Origin of the sequence: Tenacibaculum larymnensis, assembly GCF_028829235.1 — a bacterium.
Lineage (GTDB): Bacteria > Bacteroidota > Bacteroidia > Flavobacteriales > Flavobacteriaceae > Polaribacter > Polaribacter larymnensis.
Map to the genome: position 1 here is coordinate 15,277 of NZ_JAIWJY010000014.1, position 19,300 is coordinate 34,576.

The window sequence follows — 19,300 nt, forward strand, 5'->3', positions numbered from 1 at the left end:
ATAGTTTTCAAGTACCTTCGTACTACCTCATAAAAAGAGATTGTAATATCATAATTCAATGAGTAAAGAAGAGTTAGCCATCAAAACCACATATTTTAGTATTCTTAGCAATACTAGTTTAGCAATTATTAAAGGATTGGCAGGTGTTTTCGGAAACTCATACGCATTAATAGCAGATGCAATTGAATCTACTACCGATATTTTTTCTTCGCTTTTAGTGCTATTAGGATTGAAATACGCGAAAAGACCCGCAGATAAAAACCATCCGTACGGACATGGAAAAATAGAACCTTTAATCACCTTTGTGGTAGTAGCCTTTTTGGTAACTTCAGCTACAGTTATAGCCTATGAAAGTATACAGAATATCCAAACACCACACAAAACTCCTAAACCATGGACGTTACTTGTTTTAGGAGCAATTATTATTTGGAAAGAAATATCTTTTCAAGTGGTTATCAGAAAAAGTAAAGAAACTAATAGTTCTTCCTTAAAAGCAGATGCGTGGCACCATCGAAGTGATGCAATTACTTCTGTAATGGCATTTATAGGAATTTCTATAGCACTTATTTTTAAAGAAGGCTATGAAACAGCTGATGATTGGGCAGCTTTATTAGCTTCGTTTTTTATTCTATACAATAGTTACCTGATTTTCAGACCAGCGCTGGGTGAAATAATGGATGAACATGTATATGATGATTTGATAGATGAAATAAGAGAAAAGTCTATGGAAGTAGCAGGTGTTTTAGGAACAGAAAAATGCTTTGTTCGTAAAGCAGGAATGAAATATCATGTAGATTTACATGCTATTGTAGATAGTACCATTACAGTAAAAGAAGGACACGATATTGCTCATAAACTAAAAGACTATTTAAGAGAAAAACTCCCAGATTTAGGACATGTTTTAATTCATATAGAGCCAAGTGAATACTAAAAAAGCAACCTAATCTAGGTTGCTTTTTTATTTATGGTATATTTAAGTATTTATGAGTTTGTAAGGAAATTTTCCATTGTGGATGCTCCATCACATAATCAATAATTTGTGGAGTCATTTTTTCCTTTTTACTCCATTCAGGTTGTAAAAACAACTTACATTTTTTACCAACTTTAGCAGCCTGTTCCTCAGCAAACTGAAAATCATTTTTATTATGAATAATCATTTTCAATTCATCCGCTTCTTGGTAAGCACGTTCCAAAGGTAATTTGGTTTTTTTAGGCGATAAACAAAACCAATCCCAAACACCAGAAAAATCGTAAGCTCCAGAAGTTTCAATATGTGTTTTAATACCTTTTTCTTGAAGTTGTTGTGTAATATAGTCCAAACTCCACATTAAAGGCTCTCCACCTGTAATAACCACAGTTTCGGCATATTTCTTTGCGTTTTCAACGATAATATCCGTTTTTGTAGGTGGATGCAAATTAGCATCCCAGCTTTCTTTTACATCACACCAGTGGCAACCTACATCGCAACCACCAATACGAATAAAATAAGCAGCAGTACCAGTGTGTGCTCCTTCTCCCTGAATCGTATAAAACTCTTCCATTAACGGAAGCATTTCTCCTGTATTAATTAACTCTTGTACTTCTTTTTTCAACATAAGGGTGCAAAGATAGGCAACATTAAAATTTAATGAATGATTTTTGTTACTTTTACGTGTTTTTATCACAAAAAAGGTCATAAATAATGAGTAAAACCCAAGAGTTTTTCAATTACATCAAAGAAGGCTATACAACAAAAGGAAAGTTTATTACACTCGGAGCAGGAATGTTAGGAGAAGAAACTGTAACAAATGCTCATGTAAATATTCCTTTAAAAACATTAAACCGTCACGGATTAATAGCTGGAGCAACAGGAACAGGAAAAACAAAAACCTTGCAAGTGCTGGCAGAAAACATGTCAGAAAAAGGAATTCCTGTATTGTTAATGGATGTAAAAGGAGACTTAAGTGGATTAGCACAACCAAGCCCTGGGCATGCTAAAATTGATGAACGCCACGAAAAAATTGGAATACCATTTACTCCAACAAAATTCCCAATAGAAATTTTATCAATTTCAGAACAAAATGGAGTTCGTTTACGTGCTACAGTTTCTGAATTCGGACCTGTTTTATTATCACGTATTTTAGATTTGACTGAAACACAATCTGGTATTGTAGCGATTATTTTTAAATATTGTGATGATAACCAATTACCGTTATTAGACTTAAAAGATTTCAAGAAAATCCTTCAATATATAACCAATGAAGGGAAAGAAGAGATTAAAAAAGAATACGGACGAATTTCTACCGCAAGTACTGGAGCAATTCTTAGAAAAATTATAGAAATAGAACAACAAGGAGGTGATTTATTCTTTGGAGAAAAATCATTTGAAGTTGACGATTTAACCCGTATTGATGAAAACGGACGTGGTGTTATTTCTGTATTACGTTTAACAGATATTCAAGATAGGCCAAAACTGTTTTCAACCTTTATGCTACAGTTACTAGCTGAGGTATATGAAACTTTTCCAGAGCAAGGAGATAGTGGGCGACCAGAATTGGTGATTTTTATAGATGAAGCCCATTTAGTGTTTGATGAAGCTTCAAAAGCGTTGTTAAGTCAAATAGAAAGCATTGTAAAATTAATTCGATCTAAAGGAATAGGATTGTATTTTGTTACACAAAATCCAAAAGATGTTCCAGAAGATGTATTAGCTCAGTTAGGAATGAAGATTCAACATGCTTTACGTGCATTTACAGCAAAAGATAGAAAAGCAATTAAATTAGCCGCAGAAAATTATCCTGATTCTGAATATTACGATACTAAAGAAGTATTAACACAATTGGGAATAGGAGAGGCGTTGATTTCTGTATTAAATGAAAAAGGAATTCCATCACCATTGGCACGAACCATGTTGCGTGCACCTATGAGTAGAATGGATGTGTTAACAGAAAAGGAAATTAAACAAGTTTTAGATAATTCAAGATTAATTCCGAAATACAACGATACTATTGATAGGGAGAGTGCTTACGAAATGCTAAACGAGAAGATAGAAAAAATTAACGAGAAGAAAACCGAAGAAGCACGCAAAGAGGAAGAAGAAAAGACAAGAAGAAGTTCATCAACAGGTAGTAGAAGTACACGTATGAATCCAATAGTAAAGGTATTAACAAGTGCTACTTTTATAAGAGCAGCCTTTGGAATTTTGAAAAAAGTAATAAAATAAGAAATACAAGAAATAGACGTTTTAAATATAAAAGAAGACAAATGAGAACATTAATGAAACCTTTAGTTATCGCAGTAATATCAGTACTATTCATCCAGTGTGGTAATAGTAAATTTGATATTGCTAAAGGAAAAGTAGGAAAGTTAACTACTAAAACAACTGTTAACGAAATAGAAAACGTATTTAAGCAAGATTCAGTAGTTAAAGTATTAAGTGAAGGGGCTAAAGGAAATAATCTTTTTCAAGAAGATGATAAGTACTTAGTATATGAAAAAGGAGGAAAGCATTTACTAACAATTACTCCAAAAGAACAATTGGACTCTACATCAACAATTAAGAGTATTGAAATTTTTGATGATCGTTTTAAAACAAAATCAGGAGTAAATATAAAATCTACTTTTCAAGAAATTAATGCAAATACTAAAGTGAGTAAAGTAGAATCATCATTTTCATCAGCAACCTTATTTATTGATGATTTAAACGCAACAATAACGATTGATAATGAAGATTTAGGTTTAAAAGAATTTAGTACTCAAAAAGTAACCAAAGAACAAATTCCAGATTTAGCCAAAATTAAATCATTTACCATTTGGTTTAACTAAAATATTCGAAGCCGAAACAGATGTTTCGGCTTTTTAATTAATAATAGCTATGTAATTTTTAAAAGATGGAAGTAATAAAAATAGCATTTTTTGTATTGGGAGTTTTTTTTGGAGAAAACAGTAGAATAGGAGCGGAGAAAACAACCGTTACCATAAACCCAAATGAGCAAACAATAATCATAGTTCAAGAAAATATATTTGCACTTATAGCCAATGAATCAGATAGTATGCAAGTTAGTTCAGAACTAAAAAAAGTGGTAACAAGAAACTGGAGGAAAGAAATAGAAAGCTATCCATCAAAATCATGTACTTTATATGTTACTGATGAGGGTAGTTTAAACGCAAAAATTACACTGAAGTATCCTTCTGAACATGTATTAAGAGATTTTGCGCTAGACTTTAATAAAGAAGCCAAAGAATTCTCTTTAATTAATATCCCTGATTGGAATGTTGAAACAGAAGATGGAGTGTTAAAAGGAAATTATTGGAGGTTTAGTGCCGATAACAGTTTTACCTTTGTTGTTACTCCTTTTAAAAACATGCCAGATAGGTTTAAAAGTGTTAAAAGAAGTCTTCTACCAATTTGGGAGTCTGAAAAAAAGAACTAAAAGAGATACCACTCATTTTTTTATTTAACTAATGCCTTGATGCTAAAGGGGTGTGCCGTGATATCTTCGGAGTATGCCGTGGTGTCTTCGGAGTATGCCGTAGTATTAGCAACCCATGCCGTGATATCAGCGACCTATGCCTTGGTGTCTTCGGAGCATGCCGTAGTATTAGCGACCCACGCCGTGATATCAGCGACCCATGCCTTGGTGTCTTCGGAGCATGCCGTAGTATTAGCAACCCATGCCGTGATCTCAACTACCCATAGCGTAGTATCAACGGAGTACGCCGTAATGTTATCAACTTATATATACTTTGATATACAAAGGAGAAGTTTACAGAGTATGGTTCTATTTTATAGTTTTTTGGAAGTTTTTTTCTAAGAATTACAATTCCTAAATGAAGGATTCTTTATTTATATTAATTCTAGTTTTGTAATAAGATAAAATTGTTAATTTTGTGTTAATAATCACTAACCGAAATGTACAGTAATACAGCTGGGGGGCTAGTAACTGTACATGGAAAAGATTGAGCATTCTTTTAGGGTGCTCTTTTTTGTTTTTTTATATTGGAATAACTTTTCGTCTATTTTAATTAAGTTCGTAAAACAATCATAAGCTTAAAAATTCGAAAGAAATAAGTAAAACGATATGAGTAAAAAATATACCATTCAAAAAAGTCCGTTTGTAGTGCCAACTACCGACGGAAAATTAATCGAAGAACATTTTGGAAATGCTACTGATGGAAATTCAAAAGTAAGTATTGCACATATGATAGCTCCTCCAGGTTGGAGTGAACCTTTTCAAAAACCAGAATTTGAAGAATATACTTATATAATTAAAGGAAAGAAGCAATTTAATATTGATGGTGAAATTGTCGTGTTAGAAGCAGGACAATCTATTAAAATTGAAAAAAATACACGTATTCAATATTCCAATCCATTTACAGAACCTTGTGAGTATTTAGCAGTTTGTTTACCTGCTTTCTCAATGGGGTTGGTGCATAGAGAAGATAGTTAGTAATATTCCTAAAATAATAGCAGCAAATTTTTTGTAGTTGAATTTGTGGTTTTCAGTACTTTCAAAAAGAATAATGGTTGAAATGTGTAAAAATACTCCAACTATTAAAGCTGTAATTTCTGTATGGTATTGTTCTATTAAAGGAACTTTGTTAGATACTAAAATACCTAAAGGACTCATTAATGCAAATACAGTTAAAAAGAAAAAGATTGTTTTCTTTGAATACTTTGTTTGTAGTAAAAAGGTGGTTAAAACTACTGCAATTGGAATTTTATGTACAATAATTGCCCATAATAAGTTATCATCTGCATGATGAATTGGTAATCCTTCTGAAAAAGCATGAATACATAAACTTACAAAAAGTAACCAAGGAAATTTAGACGAGTCAGAATGTAAGTGTATGTGCCCGTGTTCAGCTCCTTTTGAAAATGATTCTAATACCGATTGAATAATAATTCCTATTAAAATTAGAATACCTATTAATTTAGTATCATCGGTATGGTGATATACTTCGGGTAATAAATGTAAAATAGTTACCGAAAGTAAATAAGCACCACTAAAGGCTAATAATAAGCGAACGAAGGTGTTACTAGGTTTTAGTGTAAAAACGAATAAAACACCTACTAAAACAGAAATAATTAGCAATAAGTAACTCATTTAGCAACAATAATTAAGCGGTCAGAAGATTGTGAATTAAACTCATTAAGATTGTAATCGCCAAAAACATGTGTTACTTGTAAGCCGACACTATCAAAATATGATTGTAGTTTTTCTAAAGTTAAAAATTTTACACGTTCAGTATATGAATGTGATTTACCTTGAGCAGTAAAAGAAATATGTTTCAAGATAAATCCGTCTTTGATTTCTTTTTGAATATTGAATTCAATGCCGTCAATAGTTTTTACTTCTTCTTTTACTAGTGTGTTTTTTACTTTTTCAACATTTAAAAAGTCTAACACAAAAACACCGTTTTCTTTTAGTCCGTTTTTAATACTTCTTAAAACAGCAATGTCTTCGTTATCATCTTCAAAGTAACCAAAACTGGTAAAAAGATTAAATACAGCATCGTATTTACTTTCAATAGGATTTCGCATGTCCCAAACTTCAAAATGAAGTGTGTCATTCTCAAATTGTTTGGCATGTTCAATACTGTTTTCACTTAAATCACCTCCCACAACATCATAACCCAACGAGTTTAAATAAACTGCATGACGTCCTTTACCGCAAGGTAAATCAGCAATACGACTCAATTTAGGTAACTGTAAAAAAGAAGTAATGTTTCGCATAAAAAACTGTGCATCGGCATCGTTTCTATGCTTGTATAAAATATGATAGTATGGTGTATTAAACCATGAAGTAAACCAATCTGTTGTTGTATTCATAACTATAAGGTCTGCAAAAATACGTAAAACTTACGTTTTTTATATTCAAAGTAGAAAAGATTCACAACAACCCAAAATTAGCTGTACTTTTGCAATGAAATTTTACAGTTACATGGAAAAAGATTTTAAAATGACTGCCATAACCATGGCAGGTTTAGAAGGTGTTTTAGCAGATGAATTACGACTGCTAGGAGCAATGGAAGTGAAGGAGGGAGTACGTAGTGTTACTTTTAGAGGAGATAAAGGTTTTATGTATAAAGCTAATATAGCTTTACGTACTGCTATTCGTATTTTAAAACCGATTAAACGTAGTAAAATTTTTGATGAAGAAGATTTATACGAAGCAATTCAACGTGTAAAATGGGAACGATTTTTAGATGTTGATGGAACATTTGCTATTGGCTCGGTAGTAAACTCAAAAAACTTTACTTCCAACTCGCACTATATTAGTTTGAAATCGAAGGATGCTATTGCAGATTATTTTATGCACAAGTATAAAAAGCGTCCGAATGTAGATTTAAAATATCCAGATGTAAAAGTTCATGTACATATTCATAAAGAATGGCTAACTATATCGTTAGATTCTTCTGGTGAATCGTTACACAAGCGTGGTTATAGAAGTGCAACAAACATTGCGCCGATTAATGAGGTATTGGCAGCAGGATTAATTTTGCTTTCAGGGTATAAAGGTGAAGAGAACTTTATAGACCCGATGTGTGGTTCAGGAACTATTTTGATTGAAGCAGCAATGATAGCGAATCAAATTCCTGCAAACATTAACCGAAAGCATTTTGCTTTTGAAAATTGGAAGGATTATGATGAAGATTTATATTTTGTTATTCAAGATTCGTTATTAAAGAAAATACGAAGTTCTCATTTTAAAATTATGGGATTTGATAAGGCTCCATCTGCAGTTAGAAAAGCACAACAGAATATTATCAATGCAAATTTAGAAGAGTTTATAGGGGTACATCATGTAAACTTCTTCAATTCTAAGAAAGAAGTATTTGGTAAAACTACAATCTTGTTCAATCCGCCTTATGGTGAGCGTTTAAATATTGATGTAGAAGAGTTTTATACAAAAATAGGAGATACTTTAAAGAATAATTATCCAAACTCAACAGCGTGGTTAATCACATCGGATATTCAAGCTTTAAAGCATGTAGGTTTACGAACGTCGAAAAGGATTCCGCTTAAGAATGCTGATTTAGATTGTCGTTTTGTAAAATACGAACTCTACGAAGGAAGTAAAAAAGCAAAGAAGAATACTTCATTTAACGATGAAGAAGAATAAAAATAAAAACTCCGCTTTTTTAGCGGAGTTTTTGTTAGTGCTAATTATTCATAGCCAATAATTCGCGTAACTTCTCCTTTCCATTTAAGTTCTCAGGGTTTATTTCTAAACTCTTTTGATAATTTTTTATAGCTTTTTTTATCTGTCCATCTTTCATGTAGGCTTCTCCTAAAGAATCGTAAGCATTGTATGATTCAGGGTGGGATAGTATTTCAAGAGTAAATAAGTTGATTGCTTTTTTATAAAAACCTTTTTTTATCATTTCGTAACCTTTCGTATTTAAGTCAATTTCTGAAATTTTAAATTTTGATTTTCGGATTAAAGCTTTTGCTTGTTCAATGTCTTCATTTAAACAGGTTTTTATGACTTCTTTGGTAAAAAAGTAATTGTTTAGTTTAGGGCTATTTCCAGAAATAGTTTTTTGAATAAAATAACGAGCATCTAAAAAACCTTTATCAGCGTCTTTGTTTGTTAGAATTATTATTGAGTATCCTTTTTGCTTATAAACACGCCATTCGTTACCTACACCATAATGCCCTCCAGTATGTCCATATATAGTGCCTTTTTCTGGATTAGAGAATTGCATTCCATAACCATAATAACTGTCTTTTTTTAAAGGAGTAGTGAATAGTTTAGTGTATTCTTTGTTAAGTAGTTTATAGTTATGTATAGCTTGGGAAAATTTATAAAGATCGTCTAAAGTAGTATACCCACCTCCGTGAGCACCGCCTCTTACAGGATACGTATGAATATTTATTTTAAGCTTATTCGGGTGGACTTCAGAAGTTGTATAACCCTCTGCGGCATTGTCAATAGGATGATCTAAGTCATAGTTTCCTGTATTTTTCATCGAAGCAATCGAGTAAATATTGCTTTCTAAATAATTATCATATTCTGTACCAGATACAGCTTCAATTATTTTACCTAGTATTAAGTAATTGGTATTACGGTATGAAAATATTTTACCTGGTTTGGATTCCATTGATTCATTCTCATAAAGAGAACTAAAGTCATTTGTATATCTAAATAAATCTTTAGATCCTTTTATAAAAGATTCTCTAGCGAAAAAATGAGGTAGTCCACTAGTATGTGTTAAAAGATGAGTTATTGTTATAGAATCTCTAACAGTTTTATTAGGGTAATTTGGAAGAAACTTTCCTATATTGTCTTGAAGTGATAGTTTTCCTTTTTGTATTAAATGTAATATGGCTACGGCAGTAAATGATTTACCAATTGAACCTTGATTGAATTTTGTATCTGTTCTATTTTTAACTTTATGCCCTAAATGAGCATATCCATAAGCTTTCTTAAATAAAATGCTATCATTTTTAGCAATTAAAACTGCTCCACTGAATCCATCTAAAGAGTCTAAGTAATTAGCAATTTTATCTACATTAGGATCTTTAATAGATGTAGGTTTCTTATTTGTACAAGAAAGTATGATTATAAGTAAAAGGGAATAAGTTGTTTTTTTCATTTTTAGGGTTTACGTTTTTTATCTATATTCTTAAAGAGCTAAAACAACTCTTTAAAATAATATTTAAGACTTGGGTAGAGTACTATTTAATTAACTAGTTTTCTTTTTAATTTCAGCGACTCCAGCTTTTCTAACTATAATTTTGGTGACTTTACCTTTTTTGTTTTTAATAAATTCAATAGTCTTATTTTTTTTAGTAATAAAAAACTTGACATCAGATTCTGGTAATAATTCAGTATCATAATTAGAGTAGTATAGTTTTTTATTCCTTTTAAGAATTGTAACATTTTCATAGTTACCAACATACTCGTTATATAATGCAGGATTTATTTTGACTTGTAGATGTTTATATGGAAGCTCAACAGGCTTATTGAAAATAATAGCAGCAAGTCCGTAAGCAATTAAATATGAAGGAGATTGATTATTAGATAAAATGGTAATAAAAATGTTATCATTGGTAAATTTATTAAACGAAGTCATGGCTCCATAAAATCCTCCATCATGAGCTATTAATTCATGGTTTTGATTATAGAAGGGATTTATCATTAGACCAAACCCAAACTTTTGGTCATTGTACGATGTAAACATTTTCTTTTTAGAGGTTTCGTTTAGTAAAATAGTACTGTCAAATAGAGCCTTATTCCAGAGATATAAATCTTCTACAGTGGAATAAATTCCATCATGACCAATATTAAAATTCCAGTTTATATAAGGTTTTTTTATAAGCGTACCTTCTTTTTGGTAATAGGTTTCTGCATATTTAGGAACTATAGAATCGTTGTTACTAATTCCTGTATTATACATTTTAGCTTTATCAAATAGATTTACTTTAAGATATGCTGCATAGGATTGATTAGAAATTTTTTCAATAATACGTGCAAGTAAATAATACCCAATATTACTGTATGCTGTATTTGAACCTGGTTTAAACAACAAAGGTTTTTGCATAATATAATTTGCTACAGAATCTTTATCTAATGATGTTTTTGTAAGATATAACTCATCATAATCCATTTGGAGTCCAGCATTATGCGTCAACATCATTTTAATTGTTATTTGGTCCCCTTTAGGAAAGTTTGGATAATACTTAGTAAGTTTATCATCTAATGAGACCTTTTCTTTTTCTATTAACTGCATGATAGCAACAGCTGTAAATTGTTTTGATACTGAAGCTAAACTAAACTTTGTATCAATTGTATTAGGAACTTTCCATTCATAATCAGCAGTTCCATACGCTTTTTTTAATAAGATGGAGTCATTTTTAGTTACTAATACTGTTCCTGAAAAATGATTAATACTTGCTTGAGCATCCATGTAACTTTCTAATGTTGTCTCTTGTTGAGCAAAAGCTAACGATGTAATGAATATTAGTAGAATAGTGTAGTATTTCATTTAATTACAATTAAATAGATTTTAATTCTTTTAGTTTCTCTACAGCATTTGTATTATCAGGATTAAACTCGAGGCTTTTTTGATAATTTTTGATAGCTTTTTTTATCTGTCCGTCTTTCATGTAGGCTTCTCCTAAAGAATCATATGCATCATAAGACTCAGGGAAAGAGAATACTTCAAGCATAAATAAATCAATAGCATTTTTATAAAAGCCTCTTTTTATCATTTCATAGCCTTTAGCGTTTAAGTTTATTTCAGAAAGTTTGAATTTTGAGTTTTTAATTTCTGTTTTAGCTTCTTCAATACTGTTATTCAAACAAGTTTTAATTATCTTTTTAGTAAAAAAGTAGTTGTCTAGCTTTGGAGTTGTGCCTGAGATTGTTTTTTCTATAAAAAAACGAGCGTCAAAAAAGCCTTGATCTAGATCTTTATTAGTTAAAAGTATTACGATGTAATTTTGTTTTTCAAAAACTCGCCATTCAGCACCAGTACCGAAATGTCCTCCACTGTGACCATAAATTCCAGAACCTTTAGCTCCTGCAAACTGCATTCCGTACCCATACCAATCATTTTTTGGTTCTTTTTTCATAAGGTCGGTATAGGTTTTGTTTAAAAGCTTATTGTTTTTAAAAGCTACTGTAAAATTATATAAGTCATCTACGTTTGTGTATCCACCTCCAGCTGGAGTACCTTTTACACCTCCCATGAAAATTGTTTTTTGTAATTGATTAGGGTAACTGTCTGAAAGGGTATAGTTTTCAGAAGCATTTTCAATAGTATGATCAATATCAAAATTACCTGTGTTTTGCATACCAGCTATAGAGAATATATGCTCTTGTACATATTCATTATAGGGCAATTTTGTGATGGCTTCTATAATTCTACCTAGTACAATATAATTAGTATTTCTATATGCAAATTGTTTGTTAGGTTTAAACTCTAAAGGTTCATTTTCATACAAATGCGAAAGTTGCTCCATAGTTCTATATTTATCTTTAGAGGTATTTAAGAACTTTTCGGAATGAAAGTAATTTGGGAGACCGCTTCTGTGTTTTAGTAATAATTCTATAGTAACAGAATCTCTTGTTTCTTTGTTCTTATAGTTAGGAAGAAATTTCCCGATAGGATCTTTTAGTGATAATCTTCCTTCTTGTACTAGTTTTAGTATAGCAACAGCAGTAAAAGATTTGCCTATAGATGCGTACGAAAATTTAGTTTCTGTATTGTTTTTTATTTTGTGTCCCAGATGAGCAAACCCATATGCTTTCTTGAATAATATGCTGTCATTTTTAGCAATTAAAACAGCACCACTAAATCCATCTAAAGAGTCTAAGTAATTAGCAATTTGATTTATTTTTTGACTTTTAATAAGAGTAGATTTCTTCTTTGTGCAAGAAAAAGTAATTGTAAGTATAAGTAAATAGATTAATCTCTTCATTTTAAGAATTGCAATTTTTAGTTATTTTTTTTAAAGTTTTGTATAACTGTTCTAATTCTTTATTAGATACATTATTTAAGGCAGTTTGTCTGTTTTTTTGTATTACTGGCTTTAGTTTTTTTATAATTTCTTTTCCATTATCTGTAATTTCTAACTTAGCTTTTCGCTTGTCTTTTCTATCCGTTGTTTTAATTAAATAGTTTTTAGATATCATTAGTTTCACTATACGTGTCATAGAGGCATAGTCTTTAAAAACTAAATCGGCAATTTCTGTTTGAGTTTTATTATTATTTTCAAGCATTAATAAAATTAGAGCCTGATCTACAGTTATATCAGGAACAATTTGGGCAATATTATGTTGACTGAGCTTACGATATGCCTTTATAGTTTCTTCGATAGAATATAAAACAGTAGTTGTAGGTGTATTAAAATTCATTTTATTTGATATATCAAGCAAAAATAAAAATATATTTGATATATCAAATATATTGTGTTGTGATTTTTTATTTACAACATTCTTTTAAAGTTGTTATAGGAAATACTAATTGCTTATAATATGTAAAAGGTTCTGGGTAATTAATTTTAGAACTTTTCATAACTCCTACTTCTTTAACAGCTCCCTTTCGGTTGTAATAGGTACCAAATAACAAGTCCCAGAAAGGAAAGATATTGCTAAAGTTTTTAGCCTCTTCCATATCGGTACTATGATGAAAATGGTGGATTTGAGGTGTAACAATAAGATAATCCAAAAAACTTTTTCTTGTTTGAATGTTGGCATGAGAAATATAGGCAATAACAGTATGTGTAATTCCTACTAAAAAAATAATCTCTTTACTGAATCCTAAAAGTAGAATAGGAGCCATCTTTAAAAGTGTGTTTAAAAACATATTAAGAGGATGTATCCAATTTGTTTTAAACCAATTTAAACTTGTTGGTAAATGATGAATTGAATGAATTTTCCAGAGTAAGAGACTTAAATATGATTTAGAGTTACCTTTATGACTAATGCGATGGTATAAATACGGAAGAAGTTCACCAATTAAATTAGCGATAATATAACAGACCCAAAAAGGGAGTGTATTCCAGAAGTTGAATAAAGTAAAAGTATTTTCTTGAACATAAATGCTTATTGATAAGGCGAGTGTTTTTCCAAAAGCATCAAATAAAGCTGTAGAGAAAATTAAATGTTTAATATCTGTCCAAAGTGAGTTTTTTTGAGGAGTCCATTTTCTTTTTAACGGAATAATACGTTCTAAAACTAAAATATATAAGAGTGTAAAGCAGAAAATAGCATAAGAGGAAATTTCAAAATTCCATTTATTTATTAGAGTTAAATAACTGAATATAGCAGTTGATAATAATAAGAAAGGGACAGCTAGTAAAGATGTTTTTTTATGTATCATATGTTTTTACTTTCTCTTGTAGTCGTCAAAAGGAAGTAAAAAGATGCAAGATTATGGCATAAAGTTTATTCTTTTCATCTCATTTTTTAATTCTTGTGGGAGTTCACAGTTTTTCTTTAGTGTAAAATCAGTTATTTGACCTTTATTATTATAAGAAAAATCAACACATTCAATAGCTAATTCTTTTAGCTTTTTACGCCCTCTTTGTATTCTAGACTTTGTTGCTGTTAAGCTTAGGTTTAGAGTGTCAGCAATTTCTTGTTGAGGTTTTTGTTCGATATCACTTAAATAAAGAGGATCACTATATTTTTTAGGAAGGTATTGTTGAATAATAAAAGAGGATAAGTCACAAACACAAGGATCGAAATTAATATTCATTTCAGGCTGATTCATTACAATTTTATCTTGTTTTACTTGCTTTCTGTAGTAATCAGCAATTGTGTTTCTGGTAACTTGAAAAAGCCAATTCTTATAATTTTTTATTTCTATTTCTTTAGCCAAACTCTTATATAGTTTTAAACTAACTTCCTGTAGAATATCATCTGCAATATGTTTGTCATTAACTTTAGTATTGATAAAATTTAGTAAATGGACTTTATGAGTATCCCAAATTTTGTCGAATGTCATTATTCTCTGCTATGATGATTAAAGTAGTTACTATTTAATTAGATCTTAAAGTTAAAAAAAGTTTATGATTTTTAAATAATTACCCAGTTTATTAGAAAGTAAAACAAACCTCGTAAGAATTCTCTTACTAGGTTTGTTTTTAGTGTTTTAATAATGATTACTCGGCAGTAATAGGGTCAATAATAGTTGAAACTTGATTGATTTTGTTTGCAGGAAAACCTCCTTTTTCTGCATGTTTAAGAATCATTTCCTTATCAGGTGCATTGTAGATACAATATATTTTGTCTTCTGCTACATAACTATGAACCCACTGTATTTTAGGTCCTAATTCATCTAAAATTCCACAAGAATTCTGTGAAATTTCTTTTAGTTGCTCAGGGGTTAGTTCGCTAGCTCCTGCGAGCTCTCGTTCAATAACATATTTAGGCATGACATTAAATTTAATTCCTACTCGTTTGGTTTTTCGGATTTACCCCGTTTTTGAATGGTTTCTGGACTCCATTAGTATTTGTAGGTTTGAGGGTAAGAAGTTGTATACTAAGTTAGTGTAATTAATAATAAGAGTCAACCTAAATTTTAAAGGTTAATTATTTGTGTTATTTACATATGCAAATTATTTTGGAATTTCAATTATAACCTTTGTACCTATGGGTGCTTTATTATCATATAGGTCTAAAAAGTTAATAGAGAAATTATTTTCATAAAAGTTTTTTAAAATGTTTTTAGTAATATCAATTCCCATTGACTTTTTATAAGATTCTCTTTTAAATGATAGCTTAGAAGCTTTTTTTCTTCCAATACCATTATCTGTAATGCTAATTACTATGTTATCATTTTGTTGTTCAACAATTAATTTAATATTCTTGTTTTTTTTGGAAGCAAGACCATGCCAAATTGCATTTTCTATAAAAGGTTGAAGTATAAACGGAGGTACTTTTGTGTTTTCTAAACTTATACCATAATTAACAATGGTTTTTAATTTAATTTCATTATTAAATCGCATATTTTCAAGAGATACATACAGGTTAATATTGTTTAACTCTTTTTCGAGAGATATCATTTTGGTAGGATCTATTTCTAAAATATTTCTAATAAATTCAGAAAATTCCCCCAGATAATTAATGGCATTATCTCTATCACTTTTAATAATATAGTGTTTAATAGAGTTTAGAGCATTAAAAATGAAATGAGAATTCATTTTGGAGTTCATTACAATGAACTTTAAATCTTTTACTTGTTTTTCTATCTTAATTTTATCTACTTCACTTTTTAAGTGTTTGTTTATTTTTTTTTGAGCGAGGGTAAGTTTTCGTTCTGTGGTTAATTTATCATAGTATATTTTTTTTATTTTTTCACTTAAACCATAACCAAAGCTATATTCTTCTATAAGTATACCTATGTAAAAAAAAGAAACAGCACTAAAAGCACCAATGTAAATATTTTGAGTAATAGTTAAGATAAAAGCAATACTAGCAAAAACAATGTAACTCAACGTACCTAAAAAATAATAAATACGTTCATTTGCTTGAGTTTTACTAGCTAAGTATAAAAGATAAAAACTAATTAAAAGATGAAAAGGAAGGTAGATAAAAGTAAAGAAGTAAAAATAAAAAATAGTATAACTAAACACTATTGTAATAAAACAAAGAATACTACTACCAATTAAAACATTTTTAAGTATATATCTTATATGTTTTATAGTTTTTGGAAAATAGTTTTGAAGTTTAAGGAAAGATATTCCAAAGTAAGATAAATATATGTTATAAACTACCTGAATTCCCCAGTTTAAAGGGCGTAAGTAGTTGAGCTCAGGAGTAATAATATTTCCAGATTTAATAATTAAATAAAAAAGTAAAAAAAATTTAAAAACAGCATAATATTTAAAAACCTCTTCTTTAATGTTTTTATAAATAAAAAGACTGATAATAAAGAATATAGTAAGGTTAGCTATTACTATGTGCCATAAAAAAGAAGTTACTTCCATATAGTTTTAAGTGTTTAAATAAACTTCTAAAGTAGTTTTGTTAATATTGGTATTTTTATAGTTACCATAGTTCCTTTTGAGGTGTTAAATTCATTATTAATATCTAAGTCTTTGTAAGAAAGGGTGTATTTTTCTTTATAAAAATTTTCTAAAATTTGATTTACAAGGTTAATACCGATTGAGCTTTTATATTTTTTTTGCTCTTTTTTTATTTCATAAGCTTTTTGTCTACCAATACCATTATCAGTAATTGTAATATAGATATGTTCTTTTAATTGATGTATATGAATACTGATTCTTTTATTTTTTATGGAGGCTATTCCATGCCAAATAGCATTCTCTAATAAAGGTTGTAAAATAAATGGTGGAACAATGATACTAGAAAGAGAAATATCCTTAGAAACATCTATTTCGAAGTTAATATTATCTTCAAAACGAGCATTTTCAAGTTCAACATATAGTTGAGAGTTATAGAGTTCATCTTCTAAAGAGATACTTCTTAGTATACTTTTTTCTAGGACTCTTCTTGTAAATTCAGAAAATTTATTAAGATAGTCTATTGCATCGTGTTTTTTATTTTTAATAATATAGTGTTTAATCGAGTTTAATGCATTAAAAATAAAATGAGGATTTAATTGAGAACGTAATACTGTACTTTGTAAGTCAGAAATTTTTTTCTTTGCTTGAAGTTGTTTTTGACGTGAAAAAAAGTAAATAATTAAAAAAAGTGATATAACTATACTAAACCCCATTAACCAAAGATTTTTAGAGTTTTCATGGTTTAAATCACTTATTTTTTTTTCGCTTTCTAATTTTTCTATTAGCTCTTTTTTCTTGTTAGTTTCATATTTAAGAACTAAGTCATTAACATATTGAGCCTTTTTATTAGCATTTAGTTGTTGTCTTATTTCTATATGTTTTCTATAGTGATATAAAGCAGTTTTATGTTGATTGTTATTTAGATAAAATTCATAGAAGTAATTGTGTATGTTTACCAATAAAGTTTTAAAAGATTCTTTAGTTGCTATATTTAAGCTTTCACCTAAAAACTCTTTTGCAAGTTTATGTTGTTTTGTTTTTAAGTATAAGTATCCTAAATTAGCTTTAGTACTAGCAATATAAAATTTGTTTTTTACAGATAAGGCTATGGGCATTGCCAGCTTTAAATATTCTTTTGCTTTTTGGTAGTTATTTGTTTTAATATTAACGTAAGCAAGACTATTATAACAAATCATACGCCCGAAATGATTTTTAATGCTTGTATCAATCTCTAAAGCTTTGAGAATATATTCTTCGGCTTCATTAAAATTATTTTGAACTATTTTAATTTTTCCTATGTTTTCGTAATTAATTGATTGTGACCACTTATTTTTAGATTTTTTAGCATATTTTAGTGCAGCTTTGTAGTTTTTTAAGGCCAAATCATACTGTTCTAAGTAAAAATAAATGTTACCAATTGAGTTATATGAAACCTCAATACTTCTTAATATTCCGTAAGTTGGGTTTACTATTTTTTCAGCAACTTTCAAGGCTTCTTGGTTATAATCGATAGCAGTTTTATGAGCATCTTTCTTTCGATAATCTACACCTATCATATTAAGACTAAAAATAATGAATTCATCATTTTTTGCTCTTTTAGCTATTTCTAGAGCATGTTTATGAGTAATAATAGCTTTGTCAAATAAAGAGTACTTTCTGTAGTTATTTCCTAAATGAATCAGCTCGTATATTTGACCATAAGCAAAATTATTTTTTTTGAATTTTTCAAAAAGTTCTTTCTGTATAGTAGTGTCTTTATTATGTTTTTTTAAAAATCTATTTATTTCCTTGTAAGTGTATGTTTTTTGATAGTCTAAACTATCTATAGAGTTAGTACACTGAGCTGTTATAGTATAGAATAGAGAAACAATTATTAAGAAGTATTTTAAAAGATACATAGCATTTTGTTTTCAATTTTTTAGTGTTAAAAATGATTTAAAAGATCATTTTTTTTATGGCGAGCTACGGGAATTTTTTTATTGTTATCCATAACTAAATAAGCTTCAGTTTTGAAAAATTTTTTTATTTTTTGAAGGTTTACAACATATGAATTATGAATGCGGTAAAACAATTTGTCTCCTAACATATTTGTAACGTCTTTTAGTTTTTTACTTAAGACAATATCCTTTTCTCCTTGAATTATCAACCTAGTGTAGCTACCGTCTGCTTCGGCATAAATAATTTTATGAAGTTCAATAAATGTTAAACATCCATCATTATGTACAGCAATTCTTTTTTTTGTTTGTTTATTATTAAAGTCAACTAGTATATTTTCTAGTGTATCTATGTTTATTGTAGGAGATTTTCTTTTTTTTATTCGTTCTATAGCTTCTTTTAATTGTGAATTACTAATAGGTTTTAATAAATAATCATAAGCTCCTTTTCTTATCGCTCTTAAAGCGTGTTCACTATAAGCTGTAGTAAAAACAATGGCAAAATCGTTACTATTAAGTTTATCTAAAAAAGTAAAACCATTCATAGAGGGCATTTCTATGTCTAGAAAAATCGTATCAATAGTGTTCTTTTCTAAAAAAAGAATAGCTTCTTTTGGACAAGTAAATGTTTGTATAACCTTTATATGATCTTTAAAACTACCTAATTCCCAAATTAAGTTTTCTATTGATTTAGACTCATCATCCACAATTATTGCTCGAATCATTTATGTAAATTTTTAAGCTAATTTATTATTTATCTCTTCTAAATATAGATTTGAAGTTATAAATCTATTAATTTAAGCCATAAATAACATAAAATAGTTCATAGTTTGCTTTTTGTTTTTGTAAATCAGTTGTATGAGGTTTATTAAGCAAAATACAAGATAACCTTACGAGTTAT

General features: G+C 29.2%; 19 protein-coding genes. 6 read left to right on the forward strand and 13 right to left on the reverse strand.

Annotated features, from left to right (window positions below; all coding sequences use genetic code 11):
* Positions 1-58 precede the first annotated feature (58 nt).
* The gene (locus LCI24_RS15775; protein WP_274641240.1) at positions 59-931 is read left to right on the forward strand and encodes a cation diffusion facilitator family transporter; all 873 of its coding nucleotides are present in this window, start codon (positions 59-61) and stop codon (positions 929-931) included.
* A gap of 31 nt (positions 932-962) precedes the next feature.
* On the opposite strand, the gene LCI24_RS15780 is transcribed toward LCI24_RS15775, so the two are convergent.
* The gene (locus LCI24_RS15780) at positions 963-1,595 is read right to left on the reverse strand and encodes a 7-carboxy-7-deazaguanine synthase QueE (protein WP_164723437.1); all 633 of its coding nucleotides are present in this window, start codon (positions 1,593-1,595) and stop codon (positions 963-965) included.
* 86 nt (positions 1,596-1,681) lie between these two features.
* On the opposite strand from LCI24_RS15780, the gene LCI24_RS15785 reads away from it, so the two are divergent.
* From LCI24_RS15785 to LCI24_RS15800, 4 genes are all read left to right on the forward strand, one after another.
* The gene (locus tag LCI24_RS15785) at positions 1,682-3,202 is read left to right on the forward strand and encodes a helicase HerA-like domain-containing protein (RefSeq protein WP_274641241.1); all 1,521 of its coding nucleotides are present in this window, start codon (positions 1,682-1,684) and stop codon (positions 3,200-3,202) included.
* A gap of 41 nt (positions 3,203-3,243) precedes the next feature.
* Entirely contained in the window at positions 3,244-3,804 is a 561-nt protein-coding gene (locus LCI24_RS15790; RefSeq protein WP_274641242.1) for a hypothetical protein, read from the forward strand.
* Between the two features lie 65 nt (positions 3,805-3,869).
* Positions 3,870-4,412 carry a hypothetical protein gene (locus LCI24_RS15795; protein WP_274641243.1) on the forward strand — a complete coding sequence of 181 codons (543 nt, stop codon included), beginning with the start codon at positions 3,870-3,872 and terminating at the stop codon, positions 4,410-4,412.
* A gap of 648 nt (positions 4,413-5,060) precedes the next feature.
* A complete protein-coding gene (locus tag LCI24_RS15800) occupies positions 5,061-5,429 on the forward strand; it encodes a cupin domain-containing protein (protein WP_121147479.1) in 369 nt (122 codons plus the stop codon).
* On the opposite strand, the gene LCI24_RS15805 is transcribed toward LCI24_RS15800, so the two are convergent.
* Together LCI24_RS15805 and LCI24_RS15810 are read right to left on the reverse strand one after the other, a co-directional pair.
* Positions 5,397-6,086 (reverse strand): ZIP family metal transporter, encoded by a 690-nt coding sequence (locus tag LCI24_RS15805; RefSeq protein WP_274641244.1) that lies wholly within the window; start codon positions 6,084-6,086, stop codon positions 5,397-5,399. The two genes, LCI24_RS15800 and LCI24_RS15805, sit on opposite strands and share 33 nt — an antisense overlap.
* The gene (locus LCI24_RS15810) at positions 6,083-6,811 is read right to left on the reverse strand and encodes a class I SAM-dependent methyltransferase (RefSeq protein WP_274641245.1); all 729 of its coding nucleotides are present in this window, start codon (positions 6,809-6,811) and stop codon (positions 6,083-6,085) included. The genes LCI24_RS15805 and LCI24_RS15810 overlap by 4 nt, the downstream gene beginning before the upstream one ends.
* A gap of 112 nt (positions 6,812-6,923) precedes the next feature.
* On the opposite strand from LCI24_RS15810, the gene LCI24_RS15815 reads away from it, so the two are divergent.
* The gene (locus LCI24_RS15815; protein ID WP_274641246.1) at positions 6,924-8,105 is read left to right on the forward strand and encodes a THUMP domain-containing class I SAM-dependent RNA methyltransferase; all 1,182 of its coding nucleotides are present in this window, start codon (positions 6,924-6,926) and stop codon (positions 8,103-8,105) included.
* Positions 8,106-8,145: 40 nt separating this feature from the next.
* On the opposite strand, the gene LCI24_RS15820 is transcribed toward LCI24_RS15815, so the two are convergent.
* From LCI24_RS15820 to LCI24_RS15865, 10 genes are all read right to left on the reverse strand, one after another.
* Positions 8,146-9,582 carry a serine hydrolase gene (locus LCI24_RS15820; RefSeq protein WP_274641247.1) on the reverse strand — a complete coding sequence of 479 codons (1,437 nt, stop codon included), beginning with the start codon at positions 9,580-9,582 and terminating at the stop codon, positions 8,146-8,148.
* Positions 9,583-9,672: 90 nt separating this feature from the next.
* Positions 9,673-10,974, reverse strand: coding sequence for a serine hydrolase (locus tag LCI24_RS15825; protein ID WP_274641248.1), 1,302 nt, complete (start codon positions 10,972-10,974; stop codon positions 9,673-9,675).
* A 10-nt stretch (positions 10,975-10,984) separates the two neighbouring features.
* On the reverse strand, positions 10,985-12,412 hold the full coding sequence (locus LCI24_RS15830) for a serine hydrolase (RefSeq protein ID WP_274641249.1): 1,428 nt from the start codon (positions 12,410-12,412) through the stop codon (positions 10,985-10,987).
* A 1-nt stretch (position 12,413) separates the two neighbouring features.
* Positions 12,414-12,848 carry a MarR family winged helix-turn-helix transcriptional regulator gene (locus tag LCI24_RS15835; RefSeq protein WP_274641250.1) on the reverse strand — a complete coding sequence of 145 codons (435 nt, stop codon included), beginning with the start codon at positions 12,846-12,848 and terminating at the stop codon, positions 12,414-12,416.
* A 67-nt stretch (positions 12,849-12,915) separates the two neighbouring features.
* Positions 12,916-13,815 carry a sterol desaturase family protein gene (locus tag LCI24_RS15840; RefSeq protein ID WP_274641251.1) on the reverse strand — a complete coding sequence of 300 codons (900 nt, stop codon included), beginning with the start codon at positions 13,813-13,815 and terminating at the stop codon, positions 12,916-12,918.
* Between the two features lie 51 nt (positions 13,816-13,866).
* Positions 13,867-14,442, reverse strand: coding sequence for a sigma-70 family RNA polymerase sigma factor (locus tag LCI24_RS15845; protein WP_274641252.1), 576 nt, complete (start codon positions 14,440-14,442; stop codon positions 13,867-13,869).
* Positions 14,443-14,599: 157 nt separating this feature from the next.
* Positions 14,600-14,872, reverse strand: coding sequence for a DUF4242 domain-containing protein (locus LCI24_RS15850; RefSeq protein WP_099216102.1), 273 nt, complete (start codon positions 14,870-14,872; stop codon positions 14,600-14,602).
* 183 nt (positions 14,873-15,055) lie between these two features.
* Positions 15,056-16,426, reverse strand: coding sequence for a sensor histidine kinase (locus LCI24_RS15855; RefSeq protein ID WP_274641253.1), 1,371 nt, complete (start codon positions 16,424-16,426; stop codon positions 15,056-15,058).
* Between the two features lie 26 nt (positions 16,427-16,452).
* Positions 16,453-18,363, reverse strand: coding sequence for a tetratricopeptide repeat-containing sensor histidine kinase (locus tag LCI24_RS15860; protein ID WP_274641254.1), 1,911 nt, complete (start codon positions 18,361-18,363; stop codon positions 16,453-16,455).
* Between the two features lie 26 nt (positions 18,364-18,389).
* Positions 18,390-19,124, reverse strand: a complete 735-nt coding sequence (locus LCI24_RS15865; protein ID WP_274641255.1) for a LytR/AlgR family response regulator transcription factor — start codon at positions 19,122-19,124, stop codon at positions 18,390-18,392.
* Positions 19,125-19,300 lie beyond the last annotated feature (176 nt).

Excerpts from the sequence above, each read along its gene's own strand:
- LCI24_RS15775 (WP_274641240.1), top strand. The coding sequence starts at position 59 with ATGAGTAAAGAAGAGTTAGCCATCAAAACCACATATTTTAGTATTCTT.
- LCI24_RS15780 (WP_164723437.1), bottom strand. The coding sequence starts at position 1,595 with ATGTTGAAAAAAGAAGTACAAGAGTTAATTAATACAGGAGAAATGCTT.
- LCI24_RS15785 (WP_274641241.1), top strand. The coding sequence starts at position 1,682 with ATGAGTAAAACCCAAGAGTTTTTCAATTACATCAAAGAAGGCTATACA.
- LCI24_RS15790 (WP_274641242.1), top strand. The coding sequence starts at position 3,244 with ATGAGAACATTAATGAAACCTTTAGTTATCGCAGTAATATCAGTACTA.
- LCI24_RS15795 (WP_274641243.1), top strand. The coding sequence starts at position 3,870 with ATGGAAGTAATAAAAATAGCATTTTTTGTATTGGGAGTTTTTTTTGGA.
- LCI24_RS15800 (WP_121147479.1), top strand. The coding sequence starts at position 5,061 with ATGAGTAAAAAATATACCATTCAAAAAAGTCCGTTTGTAGTGCCAACT.
- LCI24_RS15805 (WP_274641244.1), bottom strand. The coding sequence starts at position 6,086 with ATGAGTTACTTATTGCTAATTATTTCTGTTTTAGTAGGTGTTTTATTC.
- LCI24_RS15810 (WP_274641245.1), bottom strand. The coding sequence starts at position 6,811 with ATGAATACAACAACAGATTGGTTTACTTCATGGTTTAATACACCATAC.
- LCI24_RS15815 (WP_274641246.1), top strand. The coding sequence starts at position 6,924 with ATGGAAAAAGATTTTAAAATGACTGCCATAACCATGGCAGGTTTAGAA.
- LCI24_RS15820 (WP_274641247.1), bottom strand. The coding sequence starts at position 9,582 with ATGAAAAAAACAACTTATTCCCTTTTACTTATAATCATACTTTCTTGT.
- LCI24_RS15825 (WP_274641248.1), bottom strand. The coding sequence starts at position 10,974 with ATGAAATACTACACTATTCTACTAATATTCATTACATCGTTAGCTTTT.
- LCI24_RS15830 (WP_274641249.1), bottom strand. The coding sequence starts at position 12,412 with ATGAAGAGATTAATCTATTTACTTATACTTACAATTACTTTTTCTTGC.
- LCI24_RS15835 (WP_274641250.1), bottom strand. The coding sequence starts at position 12,848 with ATGAATTTTAATACACCTACAACTACTGTTTTATATTCTATCGAAGAA.
- LCI24_RS15840 (WP_274641251.1), bottom strand. The coding sequence starts at position 13,815 with ATGATACATAAAAAAACATCTTTACTAGCTGTCCCTTTCTTATTATTA.
- LCI24_RS15845 (WP_274641252.1), bottom strand. The coding sequence starts at position 14,442 with ATGACATTCGACAAAATTTGGGATACTCATAAAGTCCATTTACTAAAT.
- LCI24_RS15850 (WP_099216102.1), bottom strand. The coding sequence starts at position 14,872 with ATGCCTAAATATGTTATTGAACGAGAGCTCGCAGGAGCTAGCGAACTA.
- LCI24_RS15855 (WP_274641253.1), bottom strand. The coding sequence starts at position 16,426 with ATGGAAGTAACTTCTTTTTTATGGCACATAGTAATAGCTAACCTTACT.
- LCI24_RS15860 (WP_274641254.1), bottom strand. The coding sequence starts at position 18,363 with ATGTATCTTTTAAAATACTTCTTAATAATTGTTTCTCTATTCTATACT.
- LCI24_RS15865 (WP_274641255.1), bottom strand. The coding sequence starts at position 19,124 with ATGATTCGAGCAATAATTGTGGATGATGAGTCTAAATCAATAGAAAAC.